This window comes from Paenibacillus sp. MT124, from assembly GCF_058792755.1.
The window spans coordinates 4,082,501-4,106,474 of the sequence record NZ_CM179500.1 but is presented as its reverse complement, the minus strand read 5'-3'; the positions used below and the strand labels follow the sequence as shown (position 1 = coordinate 4,106,474).

Sequence of the window (23,974 nt, the reverse complement as noted above, 5' to 3'; positions counted from 1 at the left end):
TAATGTCATATTGACATTATCAATTTCGTTTGTTATCATTTCGATAATATCATAATGACAATATTAAGAAATGGGGAATGAGCGATGTTTGGATTCCGATTCGTGAAGTTTCAACCCAGTGAATATGTAATGAAAATTAAAAATGGCAAGGTACAGCGCGAAGGTGTAGGACTATCCTTTTATTATTATGAGCCTACAACGTCGGTTGTTGTCCTGCCCGTATCATCCGTCGATGTTCCGTTTATGTTCGAAGAAATTACGGCGGACTATCAAACGGTGACGGTTCAGGGCCAATTGAGCTATCGCATCGTGGACTACCTGAAAATAACGCAAAGTTTGAATTACACGTACAACTTACGCAAAAACAAATATATCTCTGACGATCCTGGCAAGCTTGATCAACGTGTGATTACGACGGCCAAAGTATTAACCAAGAAGCATTTGGAGCGGATGCCACTGAAAGAGGCCATTCAATCCAGTGAACGGCTTGCAAGCAGCATGAAACGTGAAGTCGTGCAAAGTGAAGAACTTGAGAAACTGGGCGTTGAGCTGATGAGTCTATCCATCCTGGCCATTCTGCCGAATAAGGAAACGATGCGGGCGCTGGAGGCACAGGCACGGGAAGAGATTTTACGTCAAGCGGATGAAGCATTATATGTGCGCCGCAATGCCTCCATTGAGCAGGAGAGACGAGTGAAGGAGAACGAGCTCAATACGGAAATTGCCGTGGAAACGAAAAAGCAGCAGATCAGGGAGACACAATTACAGGCGGAGCGCTCAGTCAAGCAGAAGGAAAATGAAATGGCGCAGGAGCAGCTTCAGTTCAACACGGCCATGGAGGAACGGAAACAGCAGCTTATTGAATTGACCATTGCGAACCAAAATGCTGAAGCGGATGCGAAAGCCTATGAAATTGCTGCCGTTATGAGATCTTTGCAGGATGTTGAACCGAATGTACTTCAGGCAATGGCCAATATGGGAATGAATTCGGATAAACTGATTGCGCTGGCATTTCAGGAGTTGGCGGAGAATGCAGGGAAAATTGGTCAGCTCAACATTTCGCCTGATCTGCTGCAAGGATTAATGTCGACACCTGGAAGAGAGAAGGGAGGCCATGTACGATGAGGCTGGGGAACTCCAATAAGTCTTCACGTACACCACATGCTGACCAAAACTATCTTGGCGATGCCAAGCTGATTCTGGTCAAACGCAGAACAAGATTGGAAGAACTGGTGGTGCGTTATAACACGGTGCAGCAGGCTCAATTTTACATTGAACGTCTTGGTGCCGATTTCAGTGATTATATTGAAGAGGATCGACGTTATCGACATGCCGTGCAGCAGGCCCAGCATCAGCTGGGTCAACTCGGCCGGGTGCAGACCATTGACCGGGAACATGTCCCCAATTTTATATTCGGAGAACAGGACATCGTTGTGGTTGTAGGGCAGGATGGACTGGTGGCGAATACGCTCAAATATGTGACGGAACAGCCGCTCATCGGCGTGAATCCCGATCCCATGCGATGGGATGGCGTACTTCTTCCTTTTACGGTGGAGGACCTGAAGATGATTATCCCGGATGTCATGCGCAAGCAGCGTTCCTTGAAAGAAGTAACTTTGGCAAAAGTGGAACTTAACGACGGACAATTTCTGTACGGGGTTAACGATTTGTTCATCGGACGGAAGACCCATGTCTCAGCCAGGTATGAAGTCCGTTTGGGTTCCTCGGTAGAACAGCAGTCATCGAGCGGTATTATTGTTTCCACAGGACTCGGATCGACAGGCTGGTTCAAGAGTGTGCTGGCTGGAGCAGCCGGCATTGTGGGGTCCGAAGCATGGAAGCATATGCACATCAATGGTGTTGATGTTAACGCGGAAAGCCCCGTTACCCGAGGACATCACATGGAGAACTTTGGGTGGGATGCACCCTATTTGTATTTTACAGTTCGTGAACCATTCCCGAGCCGGACAACAGCAGTTAACCTGGTGTTTGGTCAGGTTCATCCGAAACAGCCCCTGCGGATCGTATCGCAAATGCCCGAGGATGGGGTCATATTTAGCGATGGGGTGGAACAGGACTTTCTCGAATTCAATTCCGGAGTGGAAGCCACCATTGGTCTTGCAGAAAAGCGTGGACGTCTCGTCGTCTGATCAATTATTTCCACTTCGGGTTTTCTTGATCTCAATCAAGGAAAATCCCGCCATGGTGTTCTATGATGAATTCATCTCAAGATTACAGAAGGAGGAATCATCATGAGTACGATTTCTTTGCAAGCCGTTAAGGAGTTTCAGACCGAACGATTTACGAAACGAATTCTGTTTAATCATAACGGTGGGGTCACGTTTGCGCTGCATTTTCTGCCCGGACAACAACTGCCTGTCCATAAACATCCTGGATCGGATGTGCTGGTTCTTATTATTGAAGGAGAAGGAACAATTATATTGGATGGAGTCGAACAGAAAGTACAACAGGAAGATGTAATCTGCTGTAGTGGAGAAGACACATTTGCTTACCATAACACGGGAAACCGTGAAGCTCGGTTGTTTGTTGTATTAAACAAGGTGCCCGATGAATCTTACGCCCGTGACATATAAAATGGTTCGGAGTCACTCAGGGCCTGTAGATTTCTATAAGAGTTATCAAAACGCATACCAAGCAAAAAACGTACTACACTCTCTTGAATGCAGAGTTGTAGTACGTTTTTTATCGTGTCTATATGTTCATCAGGAGCCAGTTGGATTACTCATTTAAAAATATCCGAGCATTTCCTTGGCTTCATTCGACATCATATCGGGAGACCACTGAGGTTCCCATACAACAGTACCCATTTCACAGCACCGAGAATCGTATCATGCAGCGGGCAGCCTGGTGTGGTCAAGGTCATGCGGACGGAGACCCTTTCCGGCTCCTCCTGCATTTCATATACGAGCCCAAGGTCAACAATGTTAACGCCTAGCTCCGGGTCGTATACTTCCTTAAGATACTCAAACAGTGGATTGATCTGTTGCGTCTGTTCCATATGTTCCACGCTCCATTTCTGTTTCTTAATGTTGGAACACCCTTGCGATCATGAAGATATAAGCCATGGAGAAGATCGATAAAAGAGTACCACCGACCATCATCACCTCTGCCAGATTGATCAATACACCACTGACAAGCAGAAGGCTGGAAGCAGCCATGGCAATCAAACCCCAGCTCACATAACGCTGATTTAACATACCAGCCATAAGAGGTGTTCCTGGTTTTCCGGCTTGCTTGCCATATTTGTGTGTCCACCATAAGAAGGGGACGATCTTCGAAGCATAACCCAGAATGGTTATTGAGACCCATCCACCAAGATAGACCCAGCCTGCCAGAAGGACTACCCGCGGATGAAGCAGCAGTTCCGGTCCTTGCGCTGCATAGATCAACAGAGCGACCATCAAAGCTGCCAGTGCACGGCTTACATAGACTGACCAGCGTATGCCTGGGCCGGGATTGTTTTTGTGACGTTTCTCCTGTATTTGTTCCAAATGGTAGACGTAGACGAGCATACCTGCTGTCAGCAGCAGGAGTGCGAGCCAGAGCAAGCCTCGTTTCATATCAGCTAGAAATGCCACAACGCCTGTAATGACAGCTGCATTCCACAACAACAGGACTATCTTTTGAAGCCGAACCGGATAATGATGTGAAAGATAGAACATGGGCAGCATTTTATAGCTGAATCCTGTAATTAACATGCCGAACCAGCCGATCGTCCCCATCCAGATATGAGCCCCGAATATTCGTTCATGCAGTCCGTTCCATTGTCCGAATGCAAAATTCAAGCCCATTAACATACCCGTCAGACCGGTAAGGACCAAATAAAGACAAGCACAAGCCGTACTTACCGTAATCGGATTCCATTGCGATGCTCGAAATAACGTGACCGCCATATTCCATCCGAACAACAGAATTCCAATCAGGGCACAGGTAGCAAAACCTGCAAGCCAGCGTACATCTGCCTGAATGAATCCATACAGCATACCAGTGACGCCAATGCCAAACATCACGTAATGGATGTAACCAAGCCTCGTACTGTAAATATCCGATTGCAAAATCACATGAATCAGTTGATATACAGCCCCCATGGCCAGCATGGTAGCCCATCCCAAGACAAACAGATGGGCATGGAACCATCCTTCCGGCCCTCGTAACTCATCACCAAGCCAGCCTGTCAGGGACAGAAGGGAAAACGCATGGTACGCGATAAATCCGAGGATGCCTGTAACGATAAACCAAAATGGCAGCCTGGACATGGCGTTTCCCTCCCTTATCCTTTTACGATTCTAAGCTTGGCTGTACCATCCGCCTGATCCTCTACGGTGTAAGAGCATCCGAGATTATTCAGTTCTTCCATCAAAAACACAGGAACACGGTCATTATGAATGAGAACCATCTGCCCAGGCTCACAGCGCTTTAGTGCGGCGAGGGTTCTCATCATGGGCTGCGGCGGCTCCAATCCCCGGTTATCCAGTGTAATGGTTGGGGACAGGGGCGCCTCATCAGAGCTGTAAGTAAATTCAGTTGAGTCAGGCTCTCCGATGCAGCCAGTAGGAATTTCTTCCTGGTTCAGGTCTTTTGCAGTATGAAACGTCCCTTCCTTGGACCACGTTTTATTTTTCCGGTGTACGAACGTGGTACGCCAGTGCTCAGCATTGACTCGTTCCGTTGAATGGGAATAACCTCTCATTTTTAGTATGCCGAGCAGGGGTGTCGGCTTGAAAGGCGCGTGGAGCACAAAAACATCCATGGGGTCCAGCCCCTTGACGGTGTTCATGATGAGTTGGAACGGCTCAAGCTTTTTGCTTAAATGCGGCCGGACATCGAGTTCAATGATTCGGTCATCCGTTGAAGACATATGGCTCACATCCATTCCTGTAAGTTCGTGCTCTGTTTGGTCCCCATTTTACAATTTACTGATTTTGACCTGGAAGACAGACGGACCCTGTTCGATATATTCCCAGGTGAAGCCGTCTGGGTGAGTGGACTGAAATTGAAATCGCAAAGGTACTGGATCATGGTCATTGATAAGCAGCATGGCCTCATTTTGCGGCAATTGTTCAAACGTCTCGAAGATGATTTTATGTTTCAGATGCGGTGGATACTCGGTTGCGTTAATTGTTGCTGCATATGTGTTCATAGGTTGTTCCTCCTGGATCGGTTTAGTGTGGTGTTGCAAACTGAGTATAGAAAATATGTACGGTCCCCTGTGTGAGCGTGCTCACACATTTTGTTTTGTCATAATCTTGCCTCATTTTTTACGGATTCCTGCTTGGAACCCGGATTGCGGGAGTTTTGGAAATAGGTCATGTGCATTATGTTTCACTCATTGTGATATTTTGCACAGTTACGTTACAAAGACATCCTTATATTTAGCGACAAGATGACAAGTGATGAGAGGAAAGATGAATCCCTCCATCCCGCCATAGTGAGATTACACCCAGAGGAAGGGGGAGTTTGAGATGCAAGCTGGACTGGTTGATCCTTTTGGAAGAGTTCATGATTATCTGCGCATCTCGGTTACGGACCGCTGTAATCTGCGCTGTGTATACTGCATGCCGGAGGAAGGGATGCAGTTTGAACCACCGGATCAGATCATGACACATGAAGAAATTGTCTCGGTTGTTCAGGCGCTTGCTCCGCTTGGGATCAGGAAATTGCGTTTGACCGGCGGTGAACCTCTTGTTCGAAAAGGTCTTGATGAGCTAATTGCCCGTTTATCCGAAATTCCTGGCATTGAGGATATCGCTATGACAACCAATGGCATATATCTGGCCGCATGCGCGGATCGTCTGAAATCAGCCGGGTTGACAAGAGTAAATATCAGTCTGGATTCCCTGCAACCTGAACGGTTTGCCCGAATTACCAGGGGAGGCAAGCTGAAACGGGTGCTGGATGGTGTAAGAGCCAGTCAAAAAGCTGGTCTGCAGCCAATCAAACTGAACGTGGTGCTTATGAAAGGCGTGAATGATGACGAGGTTGAGGATTTTTTGCGCTTGACTCTCGATGAAGAGATACATGTTCGCTTCATCGAATACATGCCCATAGGGGAGAGCGGAGAAGCCTGGAAATCGGGTTTTATGTCACTGCAGCATGTACTGGATACATGCAAGAACAGCTGGGATTACACAGGCTGTGATGTCTATAGCCATGGTCCGGCAGATAGTTACCGTATTGAAGGAGCGGCGGGCACATTCGGTCTGATTCATCCTGTAAGCAGTCACTTTTGCGGTACATGTAACCGATTGAGACTGACGGCAGACGGCAATATCAAGCCCTGCCTTTATTGGTCGGATGAATTCAACGTACGTCCACATGTCGGTAATGCCAGTGCGGTTCAAGCCATGTTTCTTAGAGCGCTGGGGGTTAAGCCCGAGACGCATGACATGCTCAAAGCTCTTAAAGGCGAAGAAATTCGAGGAATTCCGTCTCTCCGGCATATGTCCCAAATTGGAGGTTAGCTGGATGTAAGTGATAAATGTCGGCAACGGATGTTATTCCGATCTGAAACTACATGTCATATTAGCAGGAGGAAAACAATGAGTAAGCAAAGCACACCGTGGATGGGGAAACTTAAATATTTTGCGAAACGTGAAAAGAATGCAGAAGGCTGGAGCGAGATGTCACCCGAAAACCGGGACTGGGAGGACGTCTATCGGCGACGCTGGCAGCATGACAAAGTTGTGCGTTCGACACATGGCGTGAATTGCACCGGATCCTGCAGCTGGCAGATCTATGTGAAAGACGGGATTGTCACTTGGGAGACACAAGCTACCGATTATCCTTCCACGGGCCCGGATATGCCGGAATTTGAACCAAGAGGGTGTCCGCGCGGAGCGAGTTTTTCCTGGTACCTTTACAGTCCGCTGCGTGTCAAATATCCATACGTTCGGGGGGCATTGCTGGATCTGTGGCGTGAGGCACTTCAGCTGCATGGTGATCCCGTCAAGGCTTGGTCCAGTATTGCGGATGATCCGGATAAAGTCAAAAAATACAAGTCTGTTCGTGGCAAGGGCGGATTGATTCGTGCGTCATGGAGTGAAGTAACGCAGATTATCTCGGCCTCCCTTATTCATACGATCAAGCAGTACGGACCTGATCGGATTATCGGCTTTTCGCCTATTCCTGCCATGTCGATGGTCAGTTATGCTGCAGGTTCAAGATTCCTATCCCTGATGGGATCGCCGCTGCTCAGTTTCTACGACTGGTACGCCGATCTGCCTCCGGCCTCACCGCAGATTTGGGGTGATCAAACCGATGTGCCGGAGAGCAGCGACTGGTACAATTCCGGGTATATTCTCGTCTGGGGTTCCAACCTGCCAATGACTCGTACACCTGATGCTCACTTTTTGGCTGAAGCACGCTACCGGGGTACGAAGGTTGTATCCATCAGTCCGGATTATGCCGAATATGTCAAATTTGCGGATACATGGATGTCAGTCAAACAGGGGACCGACGGAGCTCTTGCCATGGCTATGGGACATGTGATTCTCAAAGAATTCTATATCGAACAACCCACGGAATACTTCATGCAGTATGCCAAACAATATACGGATTTTCCTAATCTCCTGATCGTTGAGGAGAAGAACGGGGTTCACACAGCGGGCAGATTTCTTGTCGGAGAAGACTTGGGCATTACGGGCAACAATATGGCCTGGAAAACACTTGTCTATGACGAAAACAGCGGGACATATGCAATGCCGAAAGGAAGCCTAGGGTTCCGCTGGGGGGAGGAAGGGACCTGGAATCTGAAAATGGAACAGGTCGAGAATGGCGAACCCATTGATCCGCGGTTATCTCTTCTAGGGGTGCATCATGACTTGGTCACGATTCAGCTGCCTTATTTTGACGACGAGGGAAGACATGTTATGGAACGTCAAATTCCTGTTCGTCAAATCTGGCTTGAGGATCGCTGGATTATGGTTACAGCGGTGTATGATCTGGTTCTTGCCAAGTACGGAGTAGAACGTGAAATGACTCGTTCCGCAGATTCTGCCGAAGTAATCGCAATCTCTGACATGCCGCGTGCTCGAAGAACTACAGCGTATGATGCAGTGAATGGTCAGCTGAATGACGAGCACGAGAAGCCTTTTACCCCCGCATGGCAGGAACAGATTACAGGCGTTCCGCAGGAAACCGTAGTGCAGATTGCACGTGAATTTGCCCAGAATGCGATTGATACCCAGGGGCGTTCCATGATTATTATGGGAGCCGGAATCAACCATTGGTACAACTCGGACGTGATCTACCGTGCAATTATCAATCTGATTCTCATGACTGGTTGTCAGGGCGTGAACGGCGGGGGCTGGGCTCACTATGTCGGACAGGAGAAGCTTCGTCCTGCGGAGGGGTGGCAGACAATTGCCTTTGCCCGTGACTGGACAGGGCCAGCCCGTCTTCAGAACGGTACATCATTCTTCTATTTTGCAACAGATCAATGGAGATACGAAGAAACGAAAGTAGGCGAGCTGACTTCGGCACTGGAGGGTGAACCCCGATTCCAGCACGTTGCAGATTATAACGTCATGGCTGCTCGCATGGGCTGGCTTCCGTCCTATCCACAATTCAATCGGAGTTCGATTGATCTGCATCAGGATGCTATAGATGCCGGAGCTGTAACGAAAGACGAAATCGGTGCATATGTGGCATCCGAATTAAAAAGTCAAAAACTCAAGTTCTCCATTGAGCAGCCGGATGACCCTGCGAATTTCCCGCGAGTGCTGTTCGTATGGAGAGCGAATCTAATCTCCAGCTCTGGGAAAGGCCATGAGTACTTCCTGAAGCATTTGCTTGGTGCGACGAACGGTTTGCTGAACGATGATGATCACGGACTCCGGCCAGAACACGTGGAGTGGGTGGACGAAGCACCCGAGGGTAAGCTGGATCTGATGATTAACCTGGATTTCCGCATGGCGGGAACAGCGATGTATTCCGATATTGTTTTGCCAGCGGCAACCTGGTACGAAAAAAGTGACCTGAGCAGCACGGATATGCATCCATTTGTACATCCGTTTAATCCGGCAGTTGCCTCGCAGTGGGAGTCCCGTTCGGACTGGGACACATTCAAGGAGATTGCACGTGTCTTCTCGGAAATGGCTGCACAGCAATTCGACGGACCCCAGCATGAGATTGTGGCGACACCGCTGCTGCATGATTCACCTGATGAGCTGGCTCAACCGTATGGCGAGATCAGGGACTGGAGTGCAGGAGAATGTGAACCTGTTCCGGGCAAAACGATGCCTCACATTCAGATTGTGGAACGTGATTATGCGGCGGTATATGACAAGATGATCACTCTTGGTCCTGTGGTTAAGGATAAACCCATTGGAACCAAGGGGATCTCTTGGTCAGCAAGCGAAGAATATGAGAAGCTCAAGGGTATTTTGGGTACGCGCAGGCAAGCGGGAGTGGGGCAAGGGTGTCCTGATCTGAGTACAGACCGAAATGTGGCGGAAGCCATTCTGACGCTCTCCACAACAACAAATGGCAAAATGGCGGTACGTGCATGGGAGTCGCTTGAGCAAAAAACGGCCTTACATCTGAAGGATTTGGCTGAAGAGCGATCGGAAGAATGTTTTACTTTTGATGAGATTACTTCCAAACCCAAAACGGTTATCACGTCACCCGCATTCAGCGGCTCGGAGAAGGGAGGCCGACGCTACTCGCCATTTACAACCAATGTGGAACGGCTTATTCCCTGGCGCACGTTGACAGGCAGACAGCAATTCTACATTGATCATGAGATGCTTCGCGAGTTCGGAGAGACACTGGCCACTTTCAAACCTGTACTGAAACATACTCCTTTCCATCCAAGCAGCAAACGTCCAATCGAAGGTGGCAAGGAAATTGTCCTGAACTATCTGACTCCACACAACAAATGGTCAATTCACAGCATGTACTATGATGCACTGCCCATGCTGACCCTGTTCCGAGGTGGCCCGACGATCTGGATGAATCATGAGGATGCCGAAGAGGCAGGACTCGTCGATAATGACTGGATCGAATGTTTTAACCGGAACGGTGTAGTCGTTGCCCGTGCAGTCGTCACCCACCGCATTCCTCGTGGAATGGCGTTCATGTATCACGCCCAGGATCGACATATTAACGTTCCCGGAACAAAAATATCGCAAACCCGTGGAGGTACGCACAACAGTCCGACGAGGATTCATGTGAAGCCGACCCACATGATTGGCGGGTACGCCCAGTTAAGCTATGGATTCAATTATTACGGCCCAACAGGCAACCAGCGTGACCTGAATGTCATCATAAGAAAACTGCAGGAGGTGGATTGGCTTGAAGATTAAAGCACAAGTCAGCATGGTCATGAATTTGGATAAATGTATCGGATGCCATACGTGCAGCGTAACGTGCAAAAACACGTGGACGAACCGGCCGGGCGCGGAATACATGTACTGGAATAACGTGGAGACCAAACCAGGTGTAGGTTATCCCAAACAGTGGGAGGATCAGGAGCGGTATCGTGGCGGTTGGGAAATGAAAAATGGCAAGCTTGAGTTAAAGTCGGGCACACGTGCCAGACGATTGCTTAACATTTTCCACAATCCCGATCAGCCGACCATCGACGATTATTACGAACCCTGGACTTATGAATATGAGAAACTGACGAGCAGTCCGGAGAAAAAGCATCAGCCTGTGGCAAGACCCAAATCCCAAATTACGGGTGAATACATGAACCTGGAGTGGGGACCCAACTGGGAGGATGATCTGGCAGGTGCCCATGTAACGGGATTGGAAGATCCCAACATGAAGGGTGTCGAGGAATCGATCAAAATGGATTTTGAACAGGTGTTTATGATGTACCTTCCGCGAATTTGTGAACACTGCCTCAATCCTTCTTGTGTGTCTTCCTGCCCTTCAGGAGCGATGTACAAACGGGAAGAGGACGGCATCGTACTGGTCGACCAAAACGCATGCCGTGCCTGGAGATTCTGTGTGTCCAGCTGTCCTTACAAAAAAGTATATTTCAATTGGCAGACCAACAAAGCCGAGAAATGTACCCTGTGTTTTCCGCGGATTGAGGCCGGGTTACCAACAATTTGTTCGGAGACCTGTGTCGGTCGTATCCGGTACATCGGTCTGATGTTGTACGACGCAGATCGCATCGAAGCGGCGGCTTCAGCGGAGAAGGAACAGGATTTGTATGAATCGCAAATGGATATCTTTCTGGATCCGCATGACCTTGACGTAATTCGTGAAGCAAGGGAGGCCGGCATTCCGGAAGATTGGATCATCGCTGCTCAGCAGTCGCCTATCTATAAAATGGTTGTGGACTGGCGCATAGCGCTTCCGCTTCACCCGGAATACCGGACCATGCCGATGGTATGGTATATTCCGCCGCTGAGTCCAATCACGAATCGGGTTGAAGGACAGGGGAGTTCGCTGGATGCGAGTGATATCTTCCCTGCCATTGACAATATGCGCATACCTGTGGAATATCTGGCCAATCTGCTCACTGCAGGAGACACGGAACGCATTCGTGATGTACTGCGCAAAATGGCGGTAATGCGGATTCACATGCGGAATCAGCAAACCGGAAAAACCAGTGATCCTGAATTGCTTAACCTTGTGGGAATGGACACGCAGGAAGTTGAAGACATGTACCGACTGCTCGCCATTGCCAAATATAATGACCGCTTCGTGATCCCGCCTGCTCATCGGGAAGAAGTAGCGGATCTCTTCAAGGAACAAGGAAACTGCGGGCTTGATTTTGCAGGGGGCCCAGGTTCCTGCGGTGTATTCTGATGGGAGAGGAGACAACGACTACGATGGCGACCAATATGAACACGGAATGGAGACAGGCATCGGATGAAGAAATGGATGAGGCCAGAAAAGCATGTAAGCTGACCTCCTACCTGCTGCAATATCCGGATCCTGCCTGGAGGAACGGACTGCAGGGTGTCCGAACTGCTGTACAATCCCTCACGGATGAAACAATGAAAAAAGTTCTTCTGACCTTTGTGGGAGAAGCGGAATCAGTGGATCCCACGTATTGGCAGGACAAATACGTACGGACATTTGATTTTGACAAAAAATCAAATCTGTACTTAACTTATGCTCTCTATGGAGACGAAAGAGACCGTGGACCGGCATTAATTGAATTAAAGCGCAGATACGAAGCTGCGGGATTCTACATGGAATTGAATGAACTGCCCGATTATTTACCCATGGTGCTTGAATTTATAGCGGAGGCTCCTTCTGAAGATGCTTATGGAGTGATATCGAGTTGTTATAAATCTTTGGTAACGATCACAGATAGTGTATTAGGTGCGAACAGTCCCTACGGTCCATTGTTAGAGCAAGTTCTGAAGGTTATGCCTAAGCCAGCTCATGTTGACGAAGAGGTTCATGACCATTCTGCAGCAGCACAAACCATGCCAACCTGGATGGGGAGGGGAGGCCGATGAGTACACCGGAGTTGTTCTTATGGGGGGCTCTCCCATACATGGTTCTCATTTTTTGTATCACTGCGACCATATGGAGGTACGTGACGAATCCGTTCAGCTGGACATCCAAGTCCAGTGAGTTGTTAGAAAAACGCATGCTGAAATGGGGAAGCTTGCTGTTTCATATTGGCATATTCGCAGTGATCTGCGGCCATATTGCCGGATTAATTGTTCCGGTAGAATTTTATCGCTGGATCGGGCTAAGTGACGAAGGTTATCATCTGATTGCCATAGCAGGCGGGTTGCCTGCGGGGATTATCGCACTTGCCGGGGGAGTCATACTGCTGGTGCGTCGATACGTGGCCACCAAAGTACGAGCGACGAGCAGTGCAGGAGACTGGATGGCCCTCATCATGCTTCTTGTTGTCATCATAACCGGCATATTGGCGACATCTGCAAATGCAGTGAACCATACTGGTTTTGATTACCGTACGACAATTAACCCTTGGCTGCGCGGTTTGATGGTATTTCAGCCTGATCCAACGCTGATGCAGACCGTGCCTATGAACTTTAAAGTACACATCCTGCTTTCGTTTGTCTTGTACTGCGTTTTTCCGTTTACGCGTCTTGTGCATATGCTGAGCATGCCGCTCGGCTACCTCAAGCGAAGCTACGTATTGTACCGTAGACGTGACGGATCTGTTTATCCGGATTCAAAATCAAATCCGAACAAAGAAAGGGCGATGTAGATGCAAAACAAAGGCAAAGTACAACTGCCCTTGCAGACGGCCAGTTTGGTTCTGGGCTTCATGGTGTGGGTTATACTGTCTTCCCTAATGCCATTTATTAAGGAGGATATTGCGTTAACCTCTTCGCAGCTAGCCTGGTCTACAGCCATCCCTGTCCTCATTGGATCCGTTGCCCGTATCCCCATTGGTTATTGGACGAACCGATATGGAGCACGCAATATTTTTATGATCAGTTTTGTTCTGCTGCTCGAGCCCGTATGGTGGATCAGCCGATCCACTTCTTTTCTGGATTTGATTATAGGTGGTTTTTTCCTCGGGATTGGCGGAGCGGTATTTTCCGTAGGCGTAACTTCACTACCCAAATATTACCCAAAAGAGAAACATGGGTTTGTTAACGGGATCTATGGTATCGGTAATCTGGGAACGGCATTGTCTGCTTTTGGTGCCCCGCTGATTGCGGATCATATAGGGTGGTCCAAAACGGTTCTTCTGTACAGCATTTTGCTGCTGGGAATGGCCGCTTTGAATTTTGTATTGGGCGACAAACAGGAAACAAGGGTTAACGTGCCGCTAATTCAACAATTAAAAGCGGTATCGCGAAGCCCTAAATTATGGCTGCTCTGTTTATTTTACTTCCTGACCTTTGGTTCCTTCGTAGCATTCACCGTGTACCTTCCCAATTTCCTGGTCAGTCACTTTCAGATGGATAAAGTGGATGCAGGGATACGCACAGCGGGATTTATCCTAGTTGCTACCATTATGCGTCCGGTCGGGGGCTGGCTTGGAGACCGCTTTAATTCTTTTAAAATACTGATGTTTGTATTCGGTGGTTTAACGGTAGCGGCGATCGTATTATCCTTCGCGCCGTCAATCTACATGTACACGGTTGGTTGCCTGACCGTAGCCTTATGCGCCGGTACAGGAAACGGAACTATTTTTAAACTGGTCCCAATGTATTTCGTTAAACAACCAGGTGTCGCTAACGGTATTATATCTGCAATGGGGGGACTTGGTGGCTTTTTCCCGCCACTAATGTTGACGCTGCTCTATAGCATGACAGGTCACTATGCGATTGGATTCATGGCACTCTCCATGGTTGCACTGGTAAGCTTGGTACTTGTCTTCTGGATGTTTTACGAAGAGAAGCTTCAGCTGTCCGCAAGCATACTGGAAAATACAATTGAGGCCATCCTGATTACGGATACAAACAGCGTTATACGCTCCGTGAATCCCGCATTTACGGCAGTCACCGGTTATCGGTCCGATGAAGCGGTGGGACAGAAGCCGAGCTTGCTGAAATCAGGTAAACAGGATAAATCGTTCTACGAACAGCTATGGGCTGATCTGAAGCAGCAAGGGTATTGGCAGGGAGAGATCTGGAACCGGAAGAAAAACGGGGAGATATATCTGGAATGGCTGAGTATTACAGCGATCTGCAATGAAGCAGGGGAGGTAAAGTTCTACGCGGGCATGTTCAGTGATATGGGAAAAAGGGATCTTCCTTCAGCATAGTAGCCATATGCAGGATAAATACAGCAAAAGGCCTTAACAACACGCGACTCTTGTTAAGGTCTTTTCATACGTAATGAGATGTATGCCTTGCTATGTTTATTAGAATTTCAGCATTAGAGGTAGAGTCTAGGTATCTGCTCAAGTGTCACGTTGATGCTTCAAGGCCTGCAGATCATGGATGATAATCTGTCTCCGATCGACTTCGAGCAGATTTTCCTTGGTGAGCTGATTCAACAAACGGTTGGCGGTTTCCCTGGTCGTACCAATGGAATTGGCGAATTCCTGGTGCGTCATGGGCAGGTTAATAATGATTTTGTGACCGGAAGGCTGACCGTGCTGCTCTGCCAACATCAGCAGGAAGGACAGCACGCGGTTCCGGACATCCTGGCCGGAGAGCACTTGCAGTTTATCCTGCAGTTCGCGGATTTTATCGCCCAGGACGCGCATAATTTTGATTGCAATGGATGGCGTATTAAGCATAAGACGTTCAAACAGTCTGACCGGAATGGCAATCAGTTCCGCTGGAGTGATGGCTTCTGCTGTAGCGGGATAAGGGTGAGCATTGAAGAACCCCGTATGCGGGAACATATCTCCTGTTTTCAGGAAGGAAACGATCTGCTCGTGCCCGTTCTCATCCGTTTTGTATGCTTTTACAATGCCGGTTCGGATAAAAAATACAGCTTCCTTCTCGCTGCCTTCGGCAAAAATAACCGTTTTTTTATGAATGCTTCTGGAAATGGCGATATCCTCAACCTGCTTCAATTCCTCAGCACTTAGATCCTGAAAAATGGGGAACTGTTGAAGAAACTCTGCTGCCGTATCTTTGTTTTCCCTGCGCATTATGATTCTTCCTTTCTATATCCATATCAATTAGGAGGTCATTGGTGAAGTGACAGTACATAAAATGGTTATTCCTCATGAACATGGCGGCTGGGCCATGGTAAGTGTACCTTTTGCGGCAGGCGTAATGGCCAGCGGCCCACAGTGGCTGCATTTGCCACTCTTCATGGCGTGGCTTGGACTATACCTGGCGGCTTACCCCTTGCTGCAATCTCTTAAAAGAAAAGCGGATCTTCGACGTTTGTACACATGGGCAGTGATATATGGCGTGGGTGCAGTGGTATGCCTGGTCCCCCCGTTAATCGGGCATCCTTCCATACTGGCATTTGCCCCGGTTCTGATCCTATTATTGCTCGTTAATATCTGGCATGTCAGACACAAGGCTGAGCGTTCGCTCACGAATGATCTATGCGCCATGTTGATGTTCTCGCTTGGAGGTGCAGCAGCATATCTCATTGGATCGGGAGTATGGGATTACCGGATGGTGATCGTGCTGTTGTTTTCCTTTTTACATTTTACAGGAAGTACGTTCTTTGTGAAATCTGTCTTCCGGGAGCGAAACAACAAACGCTGGGTAACAATGACCCGTCTGCTGCATATTATCCTGCTCATCATTCCCGTCATCGCCGGATATCCATGGATGAGCTTAGCATATATCTACTCAGCTGTTCGAGCATTTGTATATGCTGGTCGCACTTTGCGTCCGATGAAAGTGGGTATGATTGAGATTGCTGGAGCGGTGCAATTCCTGATTTGGTTTATTCTCTTTTAGTCAGCATCATATTATCATAACGCGATATTAGAAATGCATGAGTGACATAGATCACATGGGATGTGATGAGGAATACTGACGATCAGACAAGATAGATTGTATCTTGCAGCAGTGCTACCGGATGTTTTTGCGGCAGCAAGCCAGGTTAATGAAAGGATAGATATGATATAGACATGAGAGGGGATGACCCGAATGTGGACTGCATTCATGTGGGGAGGCATCTCCGCTTCAGCGGTAGTTATTGGTGCACTTGCTGCACTGTTTCTCAAGATTCCGAAACGAGTGATTGGCTGGATTATGGCCTTCGGTACGGGGACATTAATTGGGGCAGCTTCATTTGAGCTCATTGGAGATGCCTTGAATGATGGCGGGATTGTCCCGACAGCCATAGGGTTTACGGCGGGTGCTGTAGTGTACACCTTGTTCGACCTGCTTATTTCCAGTAGGGGTGGTGCCGGACGTAAACGTTCAGCACATCCGAAACCCGGAGGCAGCAGCCAAAGCGGGCTCGGCATTTTTGCGGGGACAGTGATGGATGCCATTCCTGAATCCATCATGCTTGGTGCTAGCTTGCTGGCCGGAAAAGGCGTGAGTGTGGTGCTCATCGTTTCCATATTCGTCAGCAACATCCCGGAGGGCTTGTCCAGCACGGTGGGTTTGCAAGGCAATCATTACACCAAGTCCAGAATCATATGGATGTGGCTTGGTGTACTGTTGATATCTGCGCTTGCAGCCTTGTGCGGATATCTTTTTCTCGAACAGCTTCCGGATGAGATGGCTGCGGCCATTGGGGCATTTGCAGGCGGCGGTATTATAGCCATGATCTGTTCTACCATGATGCCTGAAGCTTTTGAAGAAGGTGGTCCTGTCGTGGGCTTCATTGCTTCCATGGGGCTTCTTGTATCCCTACTGCTTGATCTGTAAGATCTCCACGAAAAAAGAAACATAGCAAAAGAGTATCCGCTCAAAATGTTGAGGTACGGATACTCTTTTGCTTACCAATGCATCTACATTGTTCCCCAGTGACCAGTGACTAGTGATTGCTTGAACAGTTCCCTCCACAACCACATGCTTCCTTATATACTTCGCCCGGTTTGGGTAGTCGGTTTAATTCAACGGACTTGGTGAAATACTGGCTGATCTGCTGATGCATCTGGCTAAACTCACGCTGTGCATACATGAATCTGCGAATAAGCGGGTGATCATAGAGGGCGCGTTCTTCTTGTTCGTACACCTGCATTTCGGATGTCAGCAATTCAATATTCTGACGTTCTTTTTCCTCCAGAGCCTGATGCTTCTCCATAAACTGCTCGTATTGCGCTGTAGCCTGCTCATCTGCGGCAAATTGATCAATCATCTCCCGCATCTCACGGTAACCTTCATCCTGTAATAACACGGAGCATAACTCCTCCATTTTAAGCATGATCGCCTGTTTGTCCATTTTTACAATTGTATTCATCTTGTTAACCTCCTGTAAAGTGGTTTCTCTTACGTATCACTGTATACCTGATCTCCATGGTGCACTGTGACGATACTCACATATTGTGTGAAAGATGTAACGTTCCTGTCAGGATTCTCTAAGCCGAGTTATTGGGTTCGTTGCTGAAGCTTTTCCAGTTGAAGAAGGTGAATGACATTCCCAGCTACCTGGAGCAGACCTTCGGACTGCATAATGGCCAGTTTGCGGCTCAAGGTTTCGGGCGTAATGCCTACCAGTAATGCCAGATCCTTTTTAAAAACAGGAAGCTTGATTCCGTCTGTCTCTATATTTCGCACATGAAAATTCAATAATAGCTTAGCGATTCGTTGTTCAGGGTTCATGGAACTGAGGGCAGTATTCCATTCTTCAGATTGTTCAAGAAGATCGGAAACAGCTAGAAGAAAATGATAAGCAAGCTTTGGGTCATGTTCTATCAATTGGTCAAAATCCTGCCTATGAAGGGTGCATAAAGTGGATGTTTCCAATACTTCTGCATGAACTCCATACGGTTTTTGGTGTAACAGTGCGTCATGCCCGAAGAAATCACCAGGAAACAGGAAACGGACAATATGCTCCTTCCCGTTCTCGGTGTATTTGGATAATTTCACACATCCCTGATGAACCATGTATAACTTGGCTGAGCCTTCTCCTTCCTTCACGACCATTTCCCCTTTGTGAAAGACCTGCGATTGCAGCAGGGAAACGAGCAGGGAAGATGCTTCAGGTCCAAGGTGCTGAAAAAGGGGGACTTTGACATGGCAGGGAGTCTTGCCCTGAGAACTGCATATCATGATCAAAATTCACCTCGCAGGGTTCAATTATTTATTTGCTTGAGCACGGAGACGGACTTAATGCTGCATCGCTTTACCACCGTGATCCTTGCCATCAGAGGTAACTCGCAAAACTGCAGAAGCACCCTTGGAAACATGTTTGAATTGATGGGTTACAATGGGATAATCGCCCTCTTCCGTTACGGTAAACTCAACGACTGCACCTCCGCTCGCAGGAAGCATAACGGTCTGTAATCCATATTGGATATTACGAGGATTTCCATCCATGTAAACCCGGTCCATAATAGTCCCTACCACATGGAAGGACGAAACTTCGTTCGGCCCTGCATTGCTGACATATATTCGAACCGTATCACCCGTTTTAGCGAGCAAAGGGGAGTTGACCAGACCATAGTCGTTGCCATTAAAGACAACATAATCCGGCTCATCATTCATAAAAGCATCGTAGCTATGCTCTTTGTACCATTCACTTTGTACGAGTGTATATTCACGATCAATCTGTCCGTCAGAAGGGTAGCCGGCCTTCGGTTCAACAATAATCATGCCATACATACCGTTTGCAATATGGGCAAGTACCGGACTGGTTCCGCAATGATACATGAAGACTCCGGGCGACGATGTGCTATAAGTGAATGTACCCTCCTCACCTGGCATAACGTCAACGAATTTGCTGCTTGGTGAAGCGTGTACGGCATGGAAATCCATGGAATGGGGCAAGGCAGAATCCTTATTTTTTAAAGTGAAAATCAATGTGTTACCTTCGATGACGCGCAGAACGGGTCCAGGTACAGTGCCGTTAAAAGTCCAGGCATTATAGACAACACCTGCGGAGATCTCGATATCGGTCACTTGGGCTGTCATCTCGATGTATACGTTTGTGCCTTCTCTACGGATAATGGGGTCAACAGGTTGATGACGGATTGACTCCACAGGAGCAGTGTCGTGATGATCCGGGTTATCTATTTCTGCAGCATTGCAATGGGAGAGGACGGCCGTACTTAATGCCAATGCGAAAGACAATTTGATGAAACTCATCCAGGAGAACATGGGAACACAACCTTATTTAAGTGATATCATTCACAAACTAATCAATAGCTTGCTGCAGCCATGTCTAGTGTACGACAGTTCAGTGGAGACAGGTGTGACGTGAAACACAATCCCCAGAGGCTCGATATTCAAAATTTCCGCAGACATAGACACGTTTCTTGTACTACGCGATGGAGTTACTTATAATTTTAGGTAGCCTTGGATGGAAAATATTGATGGTTGAAATTTATGTTTACTGCCATGCTGATGAAAGCCGAATTAATTTCAGTCAAGAAAGGAGTCGATTTAATAATGAAGCGATTTGAGGACGAAGGGGCCTATAAATATAATTTTTACTGGGTACTCCGCCGAGGTGAGCGTGTGGATGTCACATGTCAATCATGCGGTGGTCATGCGTATATTGAAGAATGTCAGGATGAAATCACGTGGAAGTGCTCAGCATGTTATGCACATGGGGTGGAGAAACAAGTATATCAATATCATGCCAAGGGCAGTTGTACTCTCTGTGAACGCTGGTTCAATGTTGAAGTGACAGATGAGAAAAAAGTATCACATAAATCAACGCACATTCATTGTCCACACTGCGGCGCAGACAATCAAGCCGAGCTGCATAGCAAGCCGGTTTGCAGAAGATATATTATGGACACCCGTGACGGGAGAGACCCCGTTTTTGGGATGGAGTTGTATTTCCTGGACTACGTTCGAGGCAAATTGGTATGGGCTGTTAATCGGGCGCATTTAAATTATCTGATTTCGTATGTTTCCGCCGATCTGCGCGTACGACGTGGAAATGTGCCGTTAAAAACAGCATCACACTATCTACCTGTATATATGAAAGAAGCAAAAAACAGGGATCAAATGGTGCGTACACTCACCAAGCTTCAGCACAAGACGGGCTAAGGTTGATGCTGTACATGTTTGAAGGAGGAAAGGAATGAAATTGCGCGGCAAGCTGCTTACGTTGGCTATTATTTTAGGGATCCTGATGATCCCGGCCTTTTTTATTTTACAGATGTTCGGTGTGTTCCAAAAAGAAAAAGTTTTATCAGACTATGCGCTCGCGATCGATGTAAATGGAAAACCTTATGATGCATGGCCGCTGATCAACAGTTTCGCTGCCATGGATAAGCGCGGAGATCATCGCCAGCTGTATTACCGGGTGGATATGAGTGATATTAACTACCTTTTTCAATTGGCTTATCAGGAGTATGACATTTCACCCGACAACGAGAATCCCTATTTGGCAGGGAAGGTGGACTTCCATAGCCTTGAAACCACGTATGTGAAATCGGAAATGGAATATTCCAATGCCAAGGACAACACTACCTTCCTTCATTTTTACAATAAAGAAGGACAGGAGATTTATACCTATGAATCTACGGGCAAAGGCGATGGGAATATGGTACAATCCATTATTCACCAAGGGATGACTCGCTCTCGTAACGGAGGAAGTGAACCGGCACGTGACCCGTACCTGAACATTACGGCACTATTTCATAATAAGCTGAATGTGGATGTCAACCTGACAGTGGATGAAGAACAGAAAATCGTATGGATACGAATGAATAAAGCGGAGGCGAGATCATGAATTTGTTTGGCGTACATAATGGACCTGCATATCTGGAAGGGATCGTTAAGAAAGTAACGGATGGGGAGAACCAGGAAGTGGAGTGGAAAGGCAAGCTGCAAACGAGTGATGGCCATAACAAGTTCCATATCTTTTATTATGGTGACTTGATGGAAGATGATCTGATAACCTGGCAGGATTCGACACCGTTAATCGTATATGCCGAGCACACGTTGACCGGAGAGCGTTACCTGCTTATTGATGCAGCTAAACATGGCTATGATGCGATGCTGTGTGAAACATATCCGGAGGAAGAGCTGAACAAAAGGTCGCTGCGGCCTTATCTGGACGTAGAAGGAGAAGATACGTTTGAAGTTCTCTTGTCCGCCTTTTATAACGTTCCTTGGGATGAGGAATTCGGAGAAGATGTGGATGAAGACGGAACCTACGAGTTGATTACGGGCGAGACTATGCATTTTGATCAGGTTAAACGGGATGGATATGATGCATTCTCGATTCGTATCGTGAATCGTAAAGGCGTAATAACGGAAATTGTTCAGGAGGAGCTTGCCTGATTCATCATATGGGTTATAAGACAGGGATTTGAGTTTGAAGATAGGAGATGTCGTTCATGTATGTGGTAAGTCATACGCTTAAACCGGTATCAGCGGAGGAGCTTGGACATTTTGAGCAGCAGTATTCCGTATCATTGCCTGCATCCTATCGAGAGTGGCTCGAACAGTATGGGGAGGGGACTTATTCGGGGTGGATGAATATTCAGCGTCCAGATCAGGAGGTATTGAAGCCTTTTGCAGAGTATGATTTTTGGATGCATACCGAGGATACACCTGTCAGTCTAGATCAATTGAAGGAGTGCATTAGCATAGGGAGTTCTGTGGATGGTGATTTTCTGGCCATTCATCCTGACATTGACGGGCTATTGTGGCTCCCTCGCCACGATGAACAGATTATGTTATGGGAACATACCGAATCGGAATTTGGAGATATGCTGGATAAGATCTATTGTGGATACTACCGTCAAAATGCCCCGATCACACTATGGTATTATGAACCGTGGAATGAGCTGAGGAATCATACCTTTTACCACTTGCTAGATAATGTGGAAGGGGTCTCCCTTCACCATTTGTCCAAGTTATGCCAATTGCAGTTCAATTGGGATGCTGTAATAGAAAATGAATATACCTGTAAGCTGTTTATGGCTTCCATCGGTGGATACCTGCGTTTTAATTATGCATACGGCAGTGAAATTGCGCTTTTCTATGAGGAAACGGACGGGAACCGAGGTACTACGGATTACGACATCGAACAATTTTTGCTCGCACATCACTGTACAATCATGAATTGACACGGAGTGGAGGAATCATGGATGAGTTGGTTAAACGAACAGATCGCGGAGCGGTGGAGGAAGGAAGGGAGACGCTATGCCCAGAGTGTAAATGATTTTGTGCGCAGAGGTATGGCGGGAGAAGAGCCGGATGAATCCGAACTGACAGACGACGGAAGAGCCGAAATCAGTGCGCAAGTATGGGACATGGTGAAGAAGGCCAATGAGCAGAACGATCTGCAAAGGCTGCGCACGGAGTTGCCTGCAGCGACATGGCCCTTCAGTGAAACCTTCCAGTCATCCATGCAGGCCGTGCGTATAGCCGGATATCTGAACAACAGTACCGTTGTAATCAATAGTGGTTTTCATACGGATCAAGGCTGTGTGTATACTGCGAATTCCGAGCAAGTACTTTCTTTTCCGCAATATCAATTTGCGGGCCAGTCCCCGGATGCTGCACAGTATGCTCTGGCAGGTAGTGAAGGTATTCGGGTGATAACACATCCGGATCGTCATCTGGAAGGAAAAGAAGTGGCAACGTTCCGTTGGGAAGATATTCAATCGGCCATTCATCAGGTGCTGCCTCGAATTGAATCTCTCGCAGACTGTGAATACCCGGAGCGTACACTTGAAGGTCTTATTCCATTTAATGAAGGTCAGGCACTCATCATTTTGTCCACTTACGGCATTTATCTGGTGGAACATGGCAAGGTATCTCCAATTCATCCTGATCCTGCAGAGGTGGAGGAGCATGAATTAGAGGATACACAAATTTCCATGGGTCACGCTGCGGTATCACTGGATGGTCGATGGATTGCGTTTGGCAGTCAGGTCAGTGACCATATGCTTCTGGATCGTGAACGTCATCATTCGTATTCGCTCTATCCGGAATCGAGCTATCCGCATCATGCGTTATTTTCCGGAGATAGCCGGAAGGTATGGTTTAATGCATGTCATTTTTATAATGGAGTTACAATGCAGGTGGAATTGAGTGAGGTGGAAGGCAATGAATCCAGAGAAGATTGGCCGATAATGGATGAAATTGCTCGTGTCTATGCCTCGGTAGAAATACCTGAAGGCATGGTTCTTGGTGATGCTTATGGCTATCTCAAATGTATAGATAAGAAGGGTCAGGAAGTTTGGAGGCATTTTGTAGGCAGCACCATCTATTCACTGGCGCTTTCGCCTGACCAATCCAGACTAGCAGTAGGTACGTTTGGAGGCATGGTGCATATTCTTGATCTGCATGCTGAGCAGATGGATGACTATAGTATTGGAACGGGATCACTTCGTGAAGTAGAGCGTTTTGTTGTGTGGCGTGGAGAGCAGCCTTTACGATGGTAGAGTGGCGGGCTGTATAACATGCAAACAGAAATGGGGAAAGCTCATTGAGAATTGAAGAAGCGGTCCTTTTGTTGAAATGTCATGCCTTTGTTCATGACGATC

24 protein-coding genes and 1 pseudogene (1 of these 25 only partly in view) are annotated in these 23,974 nt (G+C 47.6%); 17 read left to right on the top strand and 8 right to left on the bottom strand.

The window, feature by feature from the left end:
• Positions 1 to 84: 84 nt before the first annotated feature.
• From AC3RCI_RS18470 to AC3RCI_RS18460, 3 genes are all read left to right on the top strand, one after another.
• Positions 85 to 1,125 (top strand): SPFH domain-containing protein, encoded by a 1,041-nt coding sequence (locus AC3RCI_RS18470; protein ID WP_492525928.1) that lies wholly within the window; start codon positions 85 to 87, stop codon positions 1,123 to 1,125.
• Positions 1,122 to 2,150 carry a diacylglycerol kinase catalytic domain-containing protein gene (locus AC3RCI_RS18465; protein ID WP_492525926.1) on the top strand — a complete coding sequence of 343 codons (1,029 nt, stop codon included), beginning with the start codon at positions 1,122 to 1,124 and terminating at the stop codon, positions 2,148 to 2,150. Before AC3RCI_RS18470 ends, AC3RCI_RS18465 begins: the two co-directional genes overlap by 4 nt.
• A 102-nt stretch (positions 2,151 to 2,252) precedes the next feature.
• Positions 2,253 to 2,594 carry a cupin domain-containing protein gene (locus AC3RCI_RS18460; RefSeq protein ID WP_492525925.1) on the top strand — a complete coding sequence of 114 codons (342 nt, stop codon included), beginning with the start codon at positions 2,253 to 2,255 and terminating at the stop codon, positions 2,592 to 2,594.
• A gap of 153 nt (positions 2,595 to 2,747) precedes the next feature.
• Here the strand turns inward: AC3RCI_RS18460 and AC3RCI_RS18455 are convergent.
• From AC3RCI_RS18455 to AC3RCI_RS18440, 4 genes and pseudogenes are all read right to left on the bottom strand, one after another.
• A pseudogene (locus AC3RCI_RS18455) lies at positions 2,748 to 3,019 on the bottom strand (metal-sulfur cluster assembly factor).
• Between the two features lie 25 nt (positions 3,020 to 3,044).
• The gene (locus AC3RCI_RS18450) at positions 3,045 to 4,277 is read right to left on the bottom strand and encodes a hypothetical protein (protein WP_492525923.1); all 1,233 of its coding nucleotides are present in this window, start codon (positions 4,275 to 4,277) and stop codon (positions 3,045 to 3,047) included.
• A gap of 14 nt (positions 4,278 to 4,291) precedes the next feature.
• Entirely contained in the window at positions 4,292 to 4,879 is a 588-nt protein-coding gene (locus tag AC3RCI_RS18445) for a DUF2249 domain-containing protein (protein WP_336780798.1), read from the bottom strand.
• Between the two features lie 48 nt (positions 4,880 to 4,927).
• A complete protein-coding gene (locus tag AC3RCI_RS18440; RefSeq protein WP_095292626.1) occupies positions 4,928 to 5,161 on the bottom strand; it encodes a DUF2249 domain-containing protein in 234 nt (77 codons plus the stop codon).
• 322 nt (positions 5,162 to 5,483) lie between these two features.
• On the opposite strand from AC3RCI_RS18440, the gene moaA reads away from it, so the two are divergent.
• The 6 genes from moaA (at position 5,484) to AC3RCI_RS18410 (ending at position 14,686) form a co-directional block, all read left to right on the top strand.
• Complete coding sequence (gene moaA / locus AC3RCI_RS18435) at positions 5,484 to 6,482, top strand: GTP 3',8-cyclase MoaA (RefSeq protein WP_492472651.1); 999 nt, start codon at positions 5,484 to 5,486, stop codon at positions 6,480 to 6,482.
• Between the two features lie 78 nt (positions 6,483 to 6,560).
• Complete coding sequence (locus tag AC3RCI_RS18430; protein WP_492525921.1) at positions 6,561 to 10,325, top strand: nitrate reductase subunit alpha; 3,765 nt, start codon at positions 6,561 to 6,563, stop codon at positions 10,323 to 10,325.
• Positions 10,315 to 11,784, top strand: a complete 1,470-nt coding sequence (gene narH / locus AC3RCI_RS18425; protein ID WP_492525919.1) for a nitrate reductase subunit beta — start codon at positions 10,315 to 10,317, stop codon at positions 11,782 to 11,784. Before AC3RCI_RS18430 ends, narH begins: the two co-directional genes overlap by 11 nt.
• Before the next feature lie 23 nt (positions 11,785 to 11,807).
• Positions 11,808 to 12,446, top strand: a complete 639-nt coding sequence (narJ, locus tag AC3RCI_RS18420; RefSeq protein ID WP_492525917.1) for a nitrate reductase molybdenum cofactor assembly chaperone — start codon at positions 11,808 to 11,810, stop codon at positions 12,444 to 12,446.
• A complete protein-coding gene (gene narI, locus AC3RCI_RS18415) occupies positions 12,443 to 13,174 on the top strand; it encodes a respiratory nitrate reductase subunit gamma (protein ID WP_336780803.1) in 732 nt (243 codons plus the stop codon). Before narJ ends, narI begins: the two co-directional genes overlap by 4 nt.
• Entirely contained in the window at positions 13,175 to 14,686 is a 1,512-nt protein-coding gene (locus tag AC3RCI_RS18410; protein WP_492525915.1) for a nitrate/nitrite transporter, read from the top strand.
• Between the two features lie 138 nt (positions 14,687 to 14,824).
• Here AC3RCI_RS18410 and AC3RCI_RS18405 read toward each other — a convergent pair whose 3' ends face one another.
• Positions 14,825 to 15,526, bottom strand: coding sequence for a Crp/Fnr family transcriptional regulator (locus AC3RCI_RS18405; protein ID WP_492525913.1), 702 nt, complete (start codon positions 15,524 to 15,526; stop codon positions 14,825 to 14,827).
• Between the two features lie 49 nt (positions 15,527 to 15,575).
• Here AC3RCI_RS18405 and AC3RCI_RS18400 point away from each other — a divergent pair, with 49 nt between their 5' ends.
• Together AC3RCI_RS18400 and AC3RCI_RS18395 are read left to right on the top strand one after the other, a co-directional pair.
• Positions 15,576 to 16,298, top strand: a complete 723-nt coding sequence (locus AC3RCI_RS18400; protein ID WP_336780806.1) for a YwiC-like family protein — start codon at positions 15,576 to 15,578, stop codon at positions 16,296 to 16,298.
• Between the two features lie 192 nt (positions 16,299 to 16,490).
• Positions 16,491 to 17,222, top strand: a complete 732-nt coding sequence (locus AC3RCI_RS18395) for a ZIP family metal transporter (protein ID WP_154895736.1) — start codon at positions 16,491 to 16,493, stop codon at positions 17,220 to 17,222.
• 109 nt (positions 17,223 to 17,331) lie between these two features.
• Here AC3RCI_RS18395 and AC3RCI_RS18390 read toward each other — a convergent pair whose 3' ends face one another.
• The 3 genes from AC3RCI_RS18390 to AC3RCI_RS18380 all read right to left on the bottom strand — a co-directional run bounded on the left by AC3RCI_RS18390 (position 17,332) and on the right by AC3RCI_RS18380 (position 19,589).
• Positions 17,332 to 17,757, bottom strand: a complete 426-nt coding sequence (locus AC3RCI_RS18390; RefSeq protein WP_154895738.1) for a YlbF family regulator — start codon at positions 17,755 to 17,757, stop codon at positions 17,332 to 17,334.
• A 128-nt stretch (positions 17,758 to 17,885) separates the two neighbouring features.
• Positions 17,886 to 18,569 carry a Crp/Fnr family transcriptional regulator gene (locus AC3RCI_RS18385; protein WP_492525911.1) on the bottom strand — a complete coding sequence of 228 codons (684 nt, stop codon included), beginning with the start codon at positions 18,567 to 18,569 and terminating at the stop codon, positions 17,886 to 17,888.
• A gap of 57 nt (positions 18,570 to 18,626) precedes the next feature.
• Entirely contained in the window at positions 18,627 to 19,589 is a 963-nt protein-coding gene (locus AC3RCI_RS18380; RefSeq protein WP_492525909.1) for a multicopper oxidase domain-containing protein, read from the bottom strand.
• A gap of 255 nt (positions 19,590 to 19,844) precedes the next feature.
• Here AC3RCI_RS18380 and AC3RCI_RS18375 point away from each other — a divergent pair, with 255 nt between their 5' ends.
• The 6 genes in view from AC3RCI_RS18375 to AC3RCI_RS18350 are tightly spaced (at most 56 nt apart) and all read left to right on the top strand, a layout consistent with a single transcriptional unit that may run on beyond the window.
• Entirely contained in the window at positions 19,845 to 20,516 is a 672-nt protein-coding gene (locus tag AC3RCI_RS18375; RefSeq protein WP_261780038.1) for a hypothetical protein, read from the top strand.
• Between the two features lie 34 nt (positions 20,517 to 20,550).
• Complete coding sequence (locus AC3RCI_RS18370; protein WP_492525907.1) at positions 20,551 to 21,204, top strand: hypothetical protein; 654 nt, start codon at positions 20,551 to 20,553, stop codon at positions 21,202 to 21,204.
• On the top strand, positions 21,201 to 21,758 hold the full coding sequence (locus tag AC3RCI_RS18365; RefSeq protein WP_492525906.1) for a hypothetical protein: 558 nt from the start codon (positions 21,201 to 21,203) through the stop codon (positions 21,756 to 21,758). The genes AC3RCI_RS18370 and AC3RCI_RS18365 overlap by 4 nt, the downstream gene beginning before the upstream one ends.
• A 56-nt stretch (positions 21,759 to 21,814) precedes the next feature.
• Complete coding sequence (locus tag AC3RCI_RS18360) at positions 21,815 to 22,549, top strand: SMI1/KNR4 family protein (protein WP_492525904.1); 735 nt, start codon at positions 21,815 to 21,817, stop codon at positions 22,547 to 22,549.
• 21 nt (positions 22,550 to 22,570) lie between these two features.
• Complete coding sequence (locus AC3RCI_RS18355; RefSeq protein ID WP_492525902.1) at positions 22,571 to 23,872, top strand: hypothetical protein; 1,302 nt, start codon at positions 22,571 to 22,573, stop codon at positions 23,870 to 23,872.
• 44 nt (positions 23,873 to 23,916) lie between these two features.
• Positions 23,917 to 23,974, top strand: partial view of a hypothetical protein gene (locus AC3RCI_RS18350; protein ID WP_492525900.1) — the 5' end (the start) only. It continues 389 nt past the right edge of the window; the window shows 58 of its 447 coding nt (coding positions 1–58); its start codon is at positions 23,917 to 23,919; its stop codon lies beyond the right edge, outside the window.

What these genes read in the sequence shown, in the direction of transcription:
- AC3RCI_RS18470 (WP_492525928.1), top strand. Translation starts at nt 85, where the DNA reads ATGTTTGGATTCCGATTCGTGAAGTTTCAACCCAGTGAATATGTAATG.
- AC3RCI_RS18465 (WP_492525926.1), top strand. Translation starts at nt 1,122, where the DNA reads ATGAGGCTGGGGAACTCCAATAAGTCTTCACGTACACCACATGCTGAC.
- AC3RCI_RS18460 (WP_492525925.1), top strand. Translation starts at nt 2,253, where the DNA reads ATGAGTACGATTTCTTTGCAAGCCGTTAAGGAGTTTCAGACCGAACGA.
- AC3RCI_RS18450 (WP_492525923.1), bottom strand. Translation starts at nt 4,277, where the DNA reads ATGTCCAGGCTGCCATTTTGGTTTATCGTTACAGGCATCCTCGGATTT.
- AC3RCI_RS18445 (WP_336780798.1), bottom strand. Translation starts at nt 4,879, where the DNA reads ATGTCTTCAACGGATGACCGAATCATTGAACTCGATGTCCGGCCGCAT.
- AC3RCI_RS18440 (WP_095292626.1), bottom strand. Translation starts at nt 5,161, where the DNA reads ATGAACACATATGCAGCAACAATTAACGCAACCGAGTATCCACCGCAT.
- moaA (WP_492472651.1), top strand. Translation starts at nt 5,484, where the DNA reads ATGCAAGCTGGACTGGTTGATCCTTTTGGAAGAGTTCATGATTATCTG.
- AC3RCI_RS18430 (WP_492525921.1), top strand. Translation starts at nt 6,561, where the DNA reads ATGAGTAAGCAAAGCACACCGTGGATGGGGAAACTTAAATATTTTGCG.
- narJ (WP_492525917.1), top strand. Translation starts at nt 11,808, where the DNA reads ATGGCGACCAATATGAACACGGAATGGAGACAGGCATCGGATGAAGAA.
- narI (WP_336780803.1), top strand. Translation starts at nt 12,443, where the DNA reads ATGAGTACACCGGAGTTGTTCTTATGGGGGGCTCTCCCATACATGGTT.
- AC3RCI_RS18410 (WP_492525915.1), top strand. Translation starts at nt 13,175, where the DNA reads ATGCAAAACAAAGGCAAAGTACAACTGCCCTTGCAGACGGCCAGTTTG.
- AC3RCI_RS18405 (WP_492525913.1), bottom strand. Translation starts at nt 15,526, where the DNA reads ATGCGCAGGGAAAACAAAGATACGGCAGCAGAGTTTCTTCAACAGTTC.
- AC3RCI_RS18395 (WP_154895736.1), top strand. Translation starts at nt 16,491, where the DNA reads ATGTGGACTGCATTCATGTGGGGAGGCATCTCCGCTTCAGCGGTAGTT.
- AC3RCI_RS18390 (WP_154895738.1), bottom strand. Translation starts at nt 17,757, where the DNA reads ATGAATACAATTGTAAAAATGGACAAACAGGCGATCATGCTTAAAATG.
- AC3RCI_RS18385 (WP_492525911.1), bottom strand. Translation starts at nt 18,569, where the DNA reads ATGATATGCAGTTCTCAGGGCAAGACTCCCTGCCATGTCAAAGTCCCC.
- AC3RCI_RS18375 (WP_261780038.1), top strand. Translation starts at nt 19,845, where the DNA reads ATGTTTACTGCCATGCTGATGAAAGCCGAATTAATTTCAGTCAAGAAA.
- AC3RCI_RS18370 (WP_492525907.1), top strand. Translation starts at nt 20,551, where the DNA reads ATGAAATTGCGCGGCAAGCTGCTTACGTTGGCTATTATTTTAGGGATC.
- AC3RCI_RS18365 (WP_492525906.1), top strand. Translation starts at nt 21,201, where the DNA reads ATGAATTTGTTTGGCGTACATAATGGACCTGCATATCTGGAAGGGATC.
- AC3RCI_RS18360 (WP_492525904.1), top strand. Translation starts at nt 21,815, where the DNA reads ATGTATGTGGTAAGTCATACGCTTAAACCGGTATCAGCGGAGGAGCTT.
- AC3RCI_RS18355 (WP_492525902.1), top strand. Translation starts at nt 22,571, where the DNA reads ATGAGTTGGTTAAACGAACAGATCGCGGAGCGGTGGAGGAAGGAAGGG.